The 12,630-nt window shown below is 64.0% G+C and carries 12 protein-coding genes and 1 pseudogene; 7 read left to right on the top strand and 6 right to left on the bottom strand.

The window, feature by feature from the left end; translation table 11 throughout:
* Positions 1-47: 47 nt before the first annotated feature.
* Together AC1RUK_RS27775 and AC1RUK_RS27780 are read left to right on the top strand one after the other, a co-directional pair.
* A complete protein-coding gene (locus AC1RUK_RS27775; RefSeq protein ID WP_481838080.1) occupies positions 48-974 on the top strand; it encodes an ABC transporter ATP-binding protein in 927 nt (308 codons plus the stop codon).
* An 11-nt stretch (positions 975-985) separates the two neighbouring features.
* Positions 986-1,747 carry an ABC transporter permease gene (locus AC1RUK_RS27780; protein WP_481839373.1) on the top strand — a complete coding sequence of 254 codons (762 nt, stop codon included), beginning with the start codon at positions 986-988 and terminating at the stop codon, positions 1,745-1,747.
* Positions 1,748-1,760: 13 nt separating this feature from the next.
* Here the strand turns inward: AC1RUK_RS27780 and AC1RUK_RS27785 are convergent, their stop codons facing one another.
* Complete coding sequence (locus AC1RUK_RS27785; protein ID WP_481838079.1) at positions 1,761-2,792, bottom strand: phosphatidylglycerol lysyltransferase domain-containing protein; 1,032 nt, start codon at positions 2,790-2,792, stop codon at positions 1,761-1,763.
* Positions 2,793-3,049: 257 nt separating this feature from the next.
* Positions 3,050-5,053 carry a PhoX family protein gene (locus AC1RUK_RS27790; RefSeq protein WP_481838078.1) on the bottom strand — a complete coding sequence of 668 codons (2,004 nt, stop codon included), beginning with the start codon at positions 5,051-5,053 and terminating at the stop codon, positions 3,050-3,052.
* A 195-nt stretch (positions 5,054-5,248) separates the two neighbouring features.
* Here AC1RUK_RS27790 and AC1RUK_RS27795 point away from each other — a divergent pair, with 195 nt between their 5' ends.
* The 4 genes and pseudogenes from AC1RUK_RS27795 to AC1RUK_RS27810 all read left to right on the top strand — a co-directional run bounded on the left by AC1RUK_RS27795 (position 5,249) and on the right by AC1RUK_RS27810 (position 8,537).
* Positions 5,249-5,590: a hypothetical protein gene (locus tag AC1RUK_RS27795; RefSeq protein ID WP_481838077.1), complete on the top strand. Its 342-nt coding sequence runs from the start codon at positions 5,249-5,251 to the stop codon at positions 5,588-5,590.
* Positions 5,591-5,599: 9 nt separating this feature from the next.
* Positions 5,600-6,301, top strand: a complete 702-nt coding sequence (locus AC1RUK_RS27800) for a phosphatase PAP2 family protein (RefSeq protein WP_481838076.1) — start codon at positions 5,600-5,602, stop codon at positions 6,299-6,301.
* A gap of 91 nt (positions 6,302-6,392) precedes the next feature.
* Positions 6,393-6,671, top strand: coding sequence for a helix-turn-helix domain-containing protein (locus AC1RUK_RS27805; protein ID WP_481838075.1), 279 nt, complete (start codon positions 6,393-6,395; stop codon positions 6,669-6,671).
* Between the two features lie 145 nt (positions 6,672-6,816).
* Positions 6,817-8,537, top strand: a pseudogene (locus AC1RUK_RS27810) (SulP family inorganic anion transporter).
* A 37-nt stretch (positions 8,538-8,574) separates the two neighbouring features.
* On the opposite strand, the gene AC1RUK_RS27815 reads toward AC1RUK_RS27810, so the two are convergent.
* Positions 8,575-9,435: an SMP-30/gluconolactonase/LRE family protein gene (locus tag AC1RUK_RS27815; RefSeq protein WP_481838074.1), complete on the bottom strand. Its 861-nt coding sequence runs from the start codon at positions 9,433-9,435 to the stop codon at positions 8,575-8,577.
* 113 nt (positions 9,436-9,548) lie between these two features.
* Here AC1RUK_RS27815 and AC1RUK_RS27820 point away from each other — a divergent pair, with 113 nt between their 5' ends.
* Positions 9,549-10,346, top strand: coding sequence for a helix-turn-helix domain-containing protein (locus AC1RUK_RS27820; RefSeq protein ID WP_481838073.1), 798 nt, complete (start codon positions 9,549-9,551; stop codon positions 10,344-10,346).
* On the opposite strand, the gene AC1RUK_RS27825 is transcribed toward AC1RUK_RS27820, so the two are convergent.
* The 3 genes from AC1RUK_RS27825 to AC1RUK_RS27835 are packed head-to-tail and all read right to left on the bottom strand — an operon-like array spanning position 10,347 to position 12,609.
* Positions 10,347-11,153: a C40 family peptidase gene (locus AC1RUK_RS27825; protein ID WP_481838072.1), complete on the bottom strand. Its 807-nt coding sequence runs from the start codon at positions 11,151-11,153 to the stop codon at positions 10,347-10,349.
* A gap of 41 nt (positions 11,154-11,194) precedes the next feature.
* The gene (locus AC1RUK_RS27830; RefSeq protein WP_481838071.1) at positions 11,195-12,139 is read right to left on the bottom strand and encodes a CHAD domain-containing protein; all 945 of its coding nucleotides are present in this window, start codon (positions 12,137-12,139) and stop codon (positions 11,195-11,197) included.
* Positions 12,136-12,609, bottom strand: coding sequence for a CYTH domain-containing protein (locus tag AC1RUK_RS27835; protein ID WP_436170054.1), 474 nt, complete (start codon positions 12,607-12,609; stop codon positions 12,136-12,138). Before AC1RUK_RS27835 ends, AC1RUK_RS27830 begins: the two co-directional genes overlap by 4 nt.
* Positions 12,610-12,630: the final 21 nt, after the last annotated feature.

The raw sequence follows: 12,630 nt of genomic DNA on the forward strand, positions 1-12,630 counted from the left end.
TCACCGGATTCCGCTCAACAACACGTTTCAAGCAGCCGTTTTCAGCCATGCCATCAATCATATCGATTTCCGGGGTCACCAAGACCTATGCCACCGGTTTCAAGGCGCTCAAGGAAATCAACCTCGACATCGAACGCGGCGAGATATTCGCGCTGCTCGGGCCGAACGGCGCCGGCAAGACGACGCTGATCTCGATCGTCTGCGGCATCGTCAACCGCTCGTCGGGCTCGGTCACGGTGGACGGGAACGATATCACCAAAGATTATCGCGCCGCGCGCAGCCTGATCGGGCTGGTGCCGCAGGAACTGACCATCGATGCCTTCGAGAGCGTGTGGGCGACGGTCAATTACAGCCGCGGCCTGTTCGGCAAGCCGGCCAACCCGGCATTCGTCGAGAAGGTGCTGCGCGATCTTTCGCTGTGGGACAAGAAGGATGCCAAGGCGATCACGCTGTCGGGCGGCATGAAGCGCCGGCTGATGATCGCCAAGGCGCTGTCGCACGAGCCGCGCGTGCTGTTCCTCGACGAGCCGACGGCCGGTGTCGACGTCGAACTGCGGCAGGACATGTGGGAGATGGTGCGCCGGCTACGCGAGGACGGCGTCACCATCATCCTGACCACGCATTACATCGAGGAGGCCGAGGCGATGGCCGACCGCGTCGGCGTCATCAACCGCGGCGAGATCATCCTGGTCGACGACAAGGCCGAATTGATGCGCAAGCTCGGCCGCAAGCGCCTTTTGGTGGAGCTGCGCAGCCCGCTCGAGGCCATCCCCGAGAAACTGTCGCGCTATGCGCTCGAGCTGTCGCCGGGCGGCCAGCAACTGACCTATACCTATGACAACCAGAGCGACCGGCCAGGCGTCGCCTCGCTGCTGCGCGACCTCGAGGCCGCCGGCATCCATTTCCGCGACATGGACACGGAAAACAGCTCGCTCGAGGAGATATTCGTCAATCTTTTGAGGCAAGAGCCATGAACCTGCGCGCCATGAATTTTCGTGCAGTATGGGCAATCTACCGGATGGAAATGGCGCGCGCCTTTCGCACCGTGCTGCAGAGCATCATCTCGCCGGTCATCTCGACATCGCTCTATTTCGTCGTCTTCGGCTCGGCCATCGGCTCGCGCATCACCGAGATCGACGGCATCAGCTACGGCGCTTTCATCGTGCCCGGGCTGATCATGCTGTCGCTTTTGACGCAGTCGATCTCCAATGCCTCCTTCGCCATTTATTTCCCCAAATTCGTCGGCTCGATCTACGAGCTGCTGTCGGCGCCGGTGTCCTATCTGGAGATCGTCATCGCCTATGTCGGCGGCGCGGCGACCAAGTCGATCATCCTCGGCCTCATCATCCTGGCGACGGCGTCGCTGTTCGTGCCTCTTCACATCGAACATCCGGTCTGGATGCTCGCCTTCCTGGTGCTGACGGCGGTGACCTTCAGCCTGTTCGGCTTCATCATCGGCATCTGGGCCAAGAGCTTCGAGCAGTTGCAGCTGGTGCCCCTGCTGATCATCACGCCGCTGACCTTCCTGGGCGGCAGCTTCTATTCGATCAACATGCTGCCCGACATCTGGCGCACGGTGACGCTGTTCAATCCGGTCGTCTATCTGATCAGCGGGTTCCGCTGGAGCTTTTACGGCAAGTCGGATGTCTCGGTCGGCATCAGCCTCGGCATGACGGTCGTCTTTCTGCTGATCTGCATAGCGATCGTCGCCTGGATCTTCAGGACGGGCTACCGGCTAAGGAACTGACCGGGCGGCCGCTTCAGATTGCTTTCACGAGCCGCAGCAGGCCGAGCATCTCGACCAGCCTCCCCTTGCGGAAGGCGACATAGGTCGGCTGCTCCTGGCCGTGGAAGCGGCGCTTGAATGCCGCCTGGCCCTGCAAATTGAACTTCGAGCGATTGACCCAGGGCGAAACATAGGCGCGCTGGAAAGCACTGCGCCAGAAGCTATTTTCGGCAAAGCCGCTGGCTTCGATGCCGACCAGGGGCGACAGACCCAGCGTGACGACGGAAATGCCTTCCTCGCGAAAGCGGTCGACGGCGAATTTGGTCAGGCCGATCTCGGCATGCGCGGTGGCGTCGACATGCTTGCGCTTGAAGGCCGTGGTGTAGCCGATGACCTTGCCGTCGCGAAACAGAGGATCGAAGTCGAGCAGGGCGACGAGCTCGCCATCGGGGCCGCGCAGCACGAAACGGCGCATGTCGGCGCCGAGATGGTCGGCGAAGGGCCGGTTAAGGAAGCCCATCTCCCAGCGCTTGACGATGCGTTCGCCGCGCCAGTTCTCGGACAGCCTGGCGATCTCGTCGAGGAAGATGCTGCGCCTGTCTTCCTCGAAGGAATAGCCCTTCTTCAGCAGCCAGCGTTCGGAATAGCGTACCGTCTCGTTGCGCTTGCCGGAGAAATCATGGTCGGGCAGCGGCAGCCTGGTGTCGATGCCCAGGCGGTTGACCTGATAGCCGAGCGAGGCCAGCACGCGCGCGGTCTCGGCGCCGATCTGCACGAACCAGGGGCCGCTGGCGGCTTCGACGAAACGTCTGATGTAGTCGGGTCGGTCAGGCGCCACCGGGTCGCCGAGCGCGAAATGGTGCTTCATCTTGGTACCGAAGGCGATGTAGCCGTCGCTGTCGCCGAAATAGGACAGTTTCTGCTGCACGGCGGTCGAGTAGGCGAGCGAGAAATCGCCATGCCGGCGAACCAGCGCCAGGCGCTCGACATGCGTCAGTTCCTGGCGCGGAACCTTGGGTGCTGCGCCTTCAAGAAACCTGTCGATGGTGATGCGCAAGGAGGGCATGGCCGGTCCGCGTGTCGAAAGGAAGACCCGCCAGCCCACGGGCCTCGAATCAGTCGCACTGACGCGACCTGATTATCGATCATATCGCGCATGCGCCATAGAGGGCGCATCGGTGCCATCTGCAGGGCAATCTCGGCCAAAAGGCGGCAAAGCCAAGCCGAGCCCGTACGATCGGTCTCCCGACATGGAGTGCCGCCGTCAAAAAAAGGAGGGCCGTCTCCAGGCCCTCCTTCGTATCGCGCATTGTCGCCGCCTGGTCAGACCGCGATCTTGCCGCCGCCCTGCTTGGTGATGGCGACGACCGACGGCCGCACCGGCATGTCCGGCTTGAAATCGGGCCAGCGGGTCGACAGATCCTCGTAGTAGGAGGGCCGGCCAAATGGCTTCCAGTCTTCGCCGCCGTCGCCCGGATGCTGGACGGAGACGAAAGCGGTCTGGTCGTCCGGCGCGAACAGCGGGCCGCACATTTCGGCGCCGATCGGCACGCGGAAGAACAGCTTTGAGGTCGCGCGCGCCGAGCCTTCGGTGTCGACCGCCCACAGGCCGTCGGTGCGGCCGGTGGCCTTCGGGCCCTGGCCGTCGGTGGCGACCCACAGGCGCCCGGCCGAATCGACGGCGCAATTGTCCGGCATGCCGAACCAGCCATTGGCTGTCGTGGCCGTCGAGAAGGTGGCGCCGACTTCGGCCACCGAGGGATCGCCGCACTTCAGCAGCACTTCCCACTTGCCCTTGGTGGCGGTGAAGTCGCCGCCGTCCTCGACGATCTCGATGATGTGGCCGAAGGCATTCTCGGCGCGCGGATTGGCGGCGTCGACCTGCTCGGCCTTGCGCTTCGAATTGTTGGTCAGCATGACATAGACCTTGCCGTTGCCGGCATTGGGCTGGATGTCCTCGGGGCGGTCCATCTTGGTGGCGCCGAGCAGGTCGGCGGCGCGGCGCGTTTCGATCAGGACGTCGGCCTGATCGGCAAAACCGTTTTCGGCAGTCAACGGGCCTTGGCCGAAGACGATCGGCAGCCATTCGACCGAGCCGTCCTCGGCAAACTTGGCGACGTGCAGCGTGCCGTCGTCGAGCAGGTTCATGTTGGCGGCGCGGTCGTTCGGGTTGAACGTGCCCTTGGTGACGAATTTGTAGACATAGTCGAAGCGCTCGTCGTCACCGAGATAGAAGACGACACGGCCATCCTTGGCGATGATCGATTCAGCGCCTTCATGCTTGAAGCGACCCATTGCGGTGCGCTTCCTCGGCGTCGAAGTGGGATCGTTGACGTCGACCTCGACGATCCAGCCAAAGCGATTGGCCTCATTCGGCTCCTTGGCGAGGTCGAAACGGTCGTAGTGCGCGCCCCACTCATAGGCACCTTCGGGAATGCCGAGGCGCTTGTAGTTGGCGGCTTCCTTGTGGTCGGCCGGCAGTTCGCCGGAGAAGTAGCCGTGGATGTTCTCCTCGGCCATGACATAGGTGCCCCAGGGCGTGACGCCGCCGGCACAATTGTTGAAGGTGCCGATGACCTTGGTGCCGGACGGGTCGGCGGTGGTCTTGAGGCGGTCATGGGCGGCGGCAGGGCCGGACAGTGCCATTTCGGTGTTGGAGGTGATGCGGCGGTTAAGCTTGCCGTCGCGCACGACCTGCCATTTGCCCGCTTCCTTGCGGATCTCAACGATGGTGCCGCCGTGTGCTGCCATCTCGACATCGACCTGCTCCTTGCTGAGCGGTGCGACTTCGAGCGCCTTCTTGCCCTCCTTCTCGACGACTTTCACGATGCCCGGAAACATCAGATGCGAGTTGGTGTATTCGTGGTTGACGACCAGCAGGCCGTGCTCCGCCGAGCCGTCGATCGGAATGTAGCCGACATAGTCGTTGTTGTAGCCGAACTGTTTCAACTGGGCCTCGGCCGACTGTTTCGTCGGGTCGAATTCAGGCGAATCGGCAAACAGCGGATCGCCCCAGCGCAACAGAACATCGGCATCGTAACCGGGTGCGACGTGATGCTTGTCGTCGATGCCGGCCTCGAGCTCGTCGAAGCTGAAGGCGGAACCTACGGCGGCACGGGCGTTGTCGGCACTGACCAATGCCAGCGGGCTGACGGTGGCGGCGATGGCCGAGACGGCGAGCGAGCCTTTCAGAAAACCGCGGCGCGAAAAGCGCGAGGCGATAATCTCGCCCATGGTGCGGTTGTCGGTGGGATTGATGGCCGGGCCGTCATTCTCCTCGAGCAGGCTGGTGCGGAAACGGGCGTCGGTCGAGCGATGTTCAGTCATGGGGGCTTGCCTCTGGCTTTTTGGAGTGGCTGGAGCATGGGTACCTGTTCGACCCTTACAGTCGGCTGATCACACTTTCGTGACATTGTAAGCCGGTTTCAATCACGAGCTGGACCTTGGTGCGATGGACGTTGCTTGACGTCCCGGCACGCTTCGGAAACAAGGGCTGCCACAAACGTCATTCAGGGACAAAAAGTGAGTCTTTCCGGATTACTTCAGCTCGGCATTTCGACCGTGATCTTCCTCTTGGCGGCAACGGCGGCCAAGCAATGGGGGCTGGCGCCAAGCCTGGGCAAGATCGTGGTGACGCTGGCGCTCTATTCGCTGGGCAATCTTATCATGCTCAGGTTGATCCGCGAATTCGGCATGTCGGTGTCGTTCAGCCTCTCGGCGGTGATCCAGCTGGTATCGGTCAATGTCGTCGCGCTGGTGTTCTTCGGCGAGCGCGTCAACGCGCTGCAAGCGACCGGCATCGTGCTGGCGGTCGCGGCGGTGGGGCTGATCATGCTCGGGCCCCATCTGCAACCGCGCCTCTAGCGAGACCCCATGAAGACCTTCGCTCGCACGCTGCTCAACCGCATCGAATTCCCGGTCCTGCTGGCCGGCCTGGTGATCGCCGGCGGGCTGTGGGGGTTCGAGGAATTGATGGAGGTGGCGCGGGCGAGCACGCCGCATGCCTTCGACACCGAAATCCTGCTTGCCTTCCGCAAGGCGGGCCAACCCGACAGCCCAATCGGGCCGCCCTGGCTGGAAGGGGCGATGCGCGACATCACCAGCCTCGGCAGCGCCAGCGTGCTGGTGCTGATCGTAACGGCGGTGATCGTCTATCTTTTGATGATCCGCAGGCCGGCAACGGCCCTGCTGATCTTCGTCGCCGTGGCCGGCGGCCAGGTGCTGTCCAGCCTGCTGAAGGCCGGTATCGACCGACCGCGGCCGGATCTCGTCTCGCATCTCGTCAACGAGACGTCGTTCTCCTTCCCGAGCGGCCACGCCATGCTGTCGGCGGTGACCTATCTGACGCTCGGCTCGCTGGCGGCGCGCTTCCTGCATGGGCGGACGACGAAGATCTTCGTGCTCTGCCTGGCGGTGCTGACCACGGTGCTGGTCGGTATCAGCCGCGTCTATCTCGGCGTCCACTGGCCCTCCGACGTGCTGGCCGGCTGGTGCGCCGGCTTCGCCTGGGCCATGCTGTGCTGGCTGGTGGCGCGCGTGCTGCAGCGGCGCAAAGCGGTGGCGGATAGCGAATGACCCATGTTTCATCCGTTCATAATGACGCTTGAAACATCATGATCCTTATATTATCCATTGATACTGCAGACTCAGACCAGGGTTCTGGCCGATGATCACCGCCGCGCAGATGCGCGCCGCAAGGGCGCTGGCCGGCATCGATCAGAAGACGCTAGCCGAGCGCGCCGGGGTTTCGCTTCCGACCATTCAGCGCATGGAAGCGAGCGACGGCGTCGTCAGGGGCGTGGTCGACACGCTGATGAAGGTCATCCAGGCTCTCGACGAGGCCGGGGTGGAGCTGATCGGCGAGAACCAAGCCAGCGAGCGCGGCGGCAGGGGCGTACGCCTCGAGCCGGTCGCGCCGCCCAATCCGAAAGCTGAGCCGGCATAAGTCGCGACGGCGACCGCCGACAGTCCTGCCGACGATCCCCGCGCCTAAAGCGCGTCGCGCCTTAGGTCTTTGTTTTATGCATGTCGTTGTCCCAAAAGCCGCTGCACACTTTTGGGCGACATGCATAGGGAGCGGAAGGCAGTCCATGGATCAAGCGCGGAGGGCAACGCATCAACCGGCCCGAAAACCGGCAAAGCCGACATTTGCCGAACTGTTCACGCCCAAACTGGTGACGGTGCTGCGCGAGGGCTACACGCTCGAACATTTCAGGGCCGATGCCATCGCCGGGCTGACCGTCGCCATCGTGGCGCTGCCGCTGTCGATGGCGATCGCCATTGCATCGGGCGTGACGCCGGAGCGCGGCCTCTACACCTCGATCGTCGGCGGCTTCATCATCTCGGCGCTCGGCGGCAGCCGCTTCCAGATCGGCGGGCCGGCCGGCGTTTTCATCGTGCTGGTGGCGGCGACCACGGCGCGCGTCGGCGTCGACGGGCTGCTTTTGGCGACGATGATGGCCGGCGTCTTCCTGCTCGCCATCGGCTATCTCAGGCTCGGCACCTACATCAAGTTCATCCCTATCCGGTGACCGTCGGCTTCACCGCCGGCATCGCCGTCATCATCTTCTCCGGCCAGATCGTCGAACTGTTCGGGCTGAAGCTTGCCGGCAAGGAACCCGGGCCATTGGTGCCGAAGCTGATGGCGGTCGGCGAGGCCGCCGGCACCATCAATTTCGCCGCGACCTTCGTGGCGGTGCTGACCATCGTCACCATCGCCTGCCTGAAACGCTGGCGCCCGAAATGGCCGGCTATGCTCATCGCCATCGGGCTGGCCTCGCTGGTCGTGGCGCTGCTTTCGCTGCCGGCCGAGACGATCGGCACCCGCTTCGGCGGCATCCCGCGCAGCCTGCAAATGCCGTCCCTGCCGCCGGTAAGCCTCGACAGGATGATCGACGTGCTGCCTGACGCCATCGCCTTTGCGCTGCTCGGCGCGATCGAATCGCTGCTGTCGGCCGTGGTCGCCGACGGCATGACCGGACGGCGGCACCGCTCCAACTGCGAGCTGGTGGCGCAAGGCTTCGCCAACATCGCATCGGCGCTGTTCGGCGGCATCTGCGCCACCGGCACCATCGCCCGCACCGCCACCAATGTGCGGGCCGGGGCGCACTGGCCGGTGTCCGGCATGATCCATGCGGCGATCCTGCTGGCGCTGATGCTGGTGGCGGCACCCTTAGCCAGCTACATCCCTCTGGCAGCGCTGGCCGGCGTACTGGCGGTGGTGTGCTGGAACATGGTCGAGAAGCAGGCCTTCGCCACGCTGCTGCGCACGTCGCGCGGCGACGCGCTGGTGCTGCTGGCGACCTTCCTGATCGTCGTCTTCCGCGATCTTACCGAGGGCATCGTCGTCGGCTTCGTGCTCGGCTCGATCCTGTTCATCGACCGCATGGCCAAGAGCATTGCGGTCGAGGCCGATCAGTCGCTGGTGCCGGAGGACGTCGCCGACAGCGCCAGTGCCTATGATTCCAGCGAGGCCAGCGATGCCGACACCGTCGTCTACCGGATCTCGGGCGCCTTCTTCTTCGGCGCCGCCTCGACCGTCGGCACGGTGCTGGACCGCATCGCCGACCAGCGCAAAAACTTCATCCTCGACTGCTCGGCGGTGCCGTTCTTCGATTCGACGGCGGCCAATGTCATCGAAGGCGCCGCCCACAAGGCCAGGCGCGCCAGCGTGCGCTTCATCATCGCCGGCGCTTCGCCGCAGACAAGGCGCATGCTGATCAACCACGGCGTCAAACGGCCGCTGGTGACCTATGCCGCCTCGATCCGGGACGCGCGGGCGCAATTGAAGGGGCCCGTATCTGGAGCCTGAGCCGGCCGGTCGAAAACGATACGGCCGGCTGCCTCTCTCAGTCGAGGCTCAGCGCGACAACTTCGCCCTCGTTCATCAGAGGCACGTAGATGGTCGATTTGCCGTCGGTGCCGATGTCGGCGCTGCCCGGCTTGAAGGTCGCGACCACCTCCGGCGTAGTGCCCTCGTGATAGCGGTAGAGCGTGCCGGTCATGTAAGCGGTGGCATAGATGCCGTCGCCGATGGCGATGACGCCGTCGAGGTCGGCGAATTTTTGGGCATTGGGCAGCAGCGTGACCGCCTTGGTGGCGAGATCGACCGACAGCAGGCCGCCGGGCTCGGCGGTGCTGAAATCGGGTTTGATGCCCTTGCCCCAGGAGGCGACGATCAGCCTGTTGCCGTCGGCGAAGACGCCATTGGGCGAGGCAAGCACGGCGTCCTTGACGAACAGCTCCGGTTTGTCACCGTCGATGCGGTAGATCGTGTCGCCCAGCATGTCGGTGACATAGACCTTGCCCGAAGCGTCGGCGGCCATATCGTTGAGGAAGACCGCGTTCGGAACATCGATACTTGAAACCAGTTTGCCGCTGGCGAGGTCGACGACGCGGACCTTGGTTATGTCGGCGACGTAAAGCTTGCCGCCCGAAATCGCCATGCCCTTGGGCGCGTCCATGCTGTCGGTCCAGTGCCGGGTGACGATCTTGCCGTCAAGCGACAGCACCGACAGATAGCCGTTGCCGTCGGCCTCGCCGGGATTGCCGACGATGTTGGAGACGATGATGCGCTTGTTGGCGGCGTCGAAGAGGGCCGACTCGGGCTGCTCGAAGCCGGAAGCGCGCCAGATCTCGCCGGCCTGGGCAGCGGGCACCGCCGTGGTACCGACAATGGCGAGGAGTATCGAAGTGACGAGGGTCTTCATGGTTGCTCTCCTGTGGTGACGGTGGAGAGCTAGTTTTTTCGATACTTTTCCGAAAGGCCTCTTGGCGTTAGTATCGAAGATCGATACGAAATCGCGCGAAAGAGGTGCATTCCATGAACGGCCCGATCTTCGAGGCGCTGAAACGAACGCTGAAGGCAAAAGGCCTCACCTATCGCATGCTGGCGGAGCGCATGGGCGTTTCCGAGCCGACGGTGAAGCGCATCTTCCATGAGCGCAACTGCAAGCTCGACCGTCTGGTCGAGATCTGCACTGCTGCCGAGGTCGAGCTGGAGAACGTGCTGGGCTCGATGAACCGGGGACCGGGGCCGGCCAACCATGTGGCGCCGGAGATCGAGCGCAAGCTCGCGAGCCGGCCGGCGCTGCTGTTCGTCTTCATCATGCTGTCCGAGAAATTCACGCCCGAAGGCATCATGCGCTCGCAAGACCTGAGCGAAGCCTCGATGTTCCTCTATTTGCGCGACCTCGAGGAGCTCGGCCTGATCGCGCTCGGCCGCGGCCTCTCGGCGAGGCTGCTGGTCGAGACGCCGATCCAATGGAATTTCGACGGCCCGCTCAGGCCGTTGTTCGAGACGACCAACAAGAATTTCATCGGCTGGGCGATCAACCATCTGGAGCGTGAGGCGACATTCGTCAGCTTCTCCCGGCGGATGCGGCCGGAGACGGCTGAGATGGTGCGGCGAGAGGCGGAAGAGTTGGCGGAACGCGCAAAGCTGCTTGCCCATCACGACCAGCACACGACGCCCGAAGAGGCGCTTATCGGCTACAAATGGACCTTTGCGTTCGGCGCGACGCCGTTTCCGGCGATCATGCCGGTTGGCCCGCACGCACGAGATGCCGCTGCGAAAGCAAAAGATCCGGCCTCCAGGGCACGGCGACCGATGCCCGCTTAGCTATTCGGCCACCTTCGCTTCTGCGTCGGCAGCCTTGTCGCCCCAGGTCACCGCCCGGTAGTCGAAGCCATATTCCAGCGTCGGCTTGACGATGCGGAAGAAGGGCGACAGGTCGAAGTCGCGCGGCGTGTAGAGAGAGTGGTGGCGGATGTGCAGGATTTCCCGGCGCATGTAGCTCGACTGCGCCGAAGCGCGGCCGGGCGCGCGCGTGACCTCGGGCAGGATCGGATAGCGGATCTGGCCATAGGCCTCGGCAATCAGCGTCGAGCAGATGGCCCGCGTCGGATCGCCGGAGCCGAAGGCCAGCATGCGGCGGCGCCAGCGCACCGGCACCGGCGGCGTCGGCAGGAAAAAGCGCAGCATGTCGAAAATGTTCTTGAGATCGTATTTCAGACCGAGCTTGCCGATCATGAAGGCGACGACCTTGTCGCGGTCTTCCGGCGCCAGGCCGCTCGCCCGGCAGATGCGGGTGTTATAGGTGCGGTAACGCGACAGCGGCACGGCGACGCAACCTTCGCCGAGCGTGACCTCGATCAGGCAGCGCCGCTCCGATCCATCCTCGGGTTCAGCCAGAGCGTCGCCGACATAGAAAGCCGCATGCGACCAGGTCGACTGCGTCAAATACTTGATGACAGCCGAGATCTTCTGGTTGCCCTCTATGAGCAGGACGTCACCTGGCTGGAGCGTGCGCCGCAGCGTTTCGGCGTCGGACGGCGTGTACGGCTCGTAGCCGGAGGATTCGTCCAGCAGCCGGCCGGCAAGCCAGCGGCCAAGGCGGTCGAGAAACGTTTCGGCGGGCGCGGTCATCGTAGATGGCGATTAGCACAGACCGGCGGTCTGGACCATGATCAGCTGGCGACGGGCAGGCCTGCATCTTCCTGAGCAGCGCCGGCCAGGTCGTCGCGCACCTTGCGCGCCAGTTTTTTCGTCGACCGCTTGGGACTGTCGCCGAACAGTTCGGCCGCATCGGCGAGGCAAGTCTTTTTCAGGCTCTTTTCCGAGCGCTTCAGCAGCTTGGCGAGAAGCTTTGTGTCCTCCGGCGAACCGAGCGGCTCACCATCGGTATCGAGAAGGGCGCGCATGACGAACACATCATGCAGGTCGCCCAGCCGCTCGCCCAGTTCGTCGACCGCCTTGCGGCGGGCCTTGATCGGCGTCGGCCACAGCCGGCCGAGCAGCGACAGATGCATGCTGTGGGTCTTGGCCGCCTTACGCAGATCGTGGAAATCATCGGCCGCGCCGCGGGAACCTGCCTTGTCCAGCGCCTTGCGAGCCCGGCGCAAGGTGGTACGGGCGCCGTCGGCCAGGATATCAGCGGCCTGTTCCGGTTGATCGGGCAGGACCAGCCTGTCGATGTGGCCGAGACCTTCCGCGCAAGCGGTGGTCGCAGCACCTATGGCGGCGTCGAGGCCGGCGCCCGCATGCATCTCGTGCTGGCGCACCACCAGCCTGTCGCGGACGGGATCAAGACCGCCGCCGGCGGTTTGCTCGGGAAAGCTTGTTGCAAGACGGTCGATGGTCTCGATCAGCGCCGTCGCCTCGCGCGGGCCGGCGAGCAGGGCCGATACATGGCGATAGCACTCGTTCTCGGTCTTGCAGAATGTTTCGTCACCGGAACGGACCAGTCGCAGCAACGCGCGGGCGTTCTTCAGCCGCTTGCGGCATTTGTGCAGCGCCTTCTCGGGATTGTCGCGCGCTGCATCCAGATGGGCGAGCGCCTTGCCAACCTCTTCGGCGAGGATACGTCTGACCTCGCCGGTCAGCGGCAGGCGCGGATCGATGCGAAAGCTCATGCGGCGATCTCCGGAATCCCCTCAAGGGCGAGCGACGCGTTGTAGAACCTGTGCTCGCCGGTGACTTCACGGTCGAGCCAATCTGGCAGCATTTCGTCCGGCACGTCTTCCGGCGTCTCGAGTTCGGCAACCACAAGCCCCGCCAGCATTCCGCCGAATACATCGACTTCATAGAGATAGCCGCGATGCCTAACATGGTGGCGTGTCTTCTCGATGACATGGCCGATGGCGAACGCCAGCATCTCCTCGGCCTCGGCGAGCGGGACCGGATATTCGAACTCGTCGCGCTCGCGCGCCTTGCTGCCGAATTTGAGCGTCAGCTTGGCCGAGGTGCCGTCGCTGATGCGCACGCGCACCGTGCGGCCGGGCGCGGCGGCAAGGTAAAATTGTCGAATCCGGATATGCGCCTCGACCAGCTCACGCCAAGCGGTGCTGGAGACCAGGAATTTGCGCTCGACTTCCTTGCCCATGGCCGCGCACTAAAGCGCGAG

It is taken from the genome of Mesorhizobium monacense, assembly GCF_056781675.1.

What these genes read in the sequence shown, in the direction of transcription:
- AC1RUK_RS27775 (WP_481838080.1), top strand. Translation starts at nt 48, where the DNA reads ATGCCATCAATCATATCGATTTCCGGGGTCACCAAGACCTATGCCACC.
- AC1RUK_RS27780 (WP_481839373.1), top strand. Translation starts at nt 986, where the DNA reads ATGAATTTTCGTGCAGTATGGGCAATCTACCGGATGGAAATGGCGCGC.
- AC1RUK_RS27785 (WP_481838079.1), bottom strand. Translation starts at nt 2,792, where the DNA reads ATGCCCTCCTTGCGCATCACCATCGACAGGTTTCTTGAAGGCGCAGCA.
- AC1RUK_RS27790 (WP_481838078.1), bottom strand. Translation starts at nt 5,053, where the DNA reads ATGACTGAACATCGCTCGACCGACGCCCGTTTCCGCACCAGCCTGCTC.
- AC1RUK_RS27800 (WP_481838076.1), top strand. Translation starts at nt 5,600, where the DNA reads ATGAAGACCTTCGCTCGCACGCTGCTCAACCGCATCGAATTCCCGGTC.
- AC1RUK_RS27805 (WP_481838075.1), top strand. Translation starts at nt 6,393, where the DNA reads ATGATCACCGCCGCGCAGATGCGCGCCGCAAGGGCGCTGGCCGGCATC.
- AC1RUK_RS27815 (WP_481838074.1), bottom strand. Translation starts at nt 9,435, where the DNA reads ATGAAGACCCTCGTCACTTCGATACTCCTCGCCATTGTCGGTACCACG.
- AC1RUK_RS27820 (WP_481838073.1), top strand. Translation starts at nt 9,549, where the DNA reads ATGAACGGCCCGATCTTCGAGGCGCTGAAACGAACGCTGAAGGCAAAA.
- AC1RUK_RS27825 (WP_481838072.1), bottom strand. Translation starts at nt 11,153, where the DNA reads ATGACCGCGCCCGCCGAAACGTTTCTCGACCGCCTTGGCCGCTGGCTT.
- AC1RUK_RS27830 (WP_481838071.1), bottom strand. Translation starts at nt 12,139, where the DNA reads ATGAGCTTTCGCATCGATCCGCGCCTGCCGCTGACCGGCGAGGTCAGA.
- AC1RUK_RS27835 (WP_436170054.1), bottom strand. Translation starts at nt 12,609, where the DNA reads ATGGGCAAGGAAGTCGAGCGCAAATTCCTGGTCTCCAGCACCGCTTGG.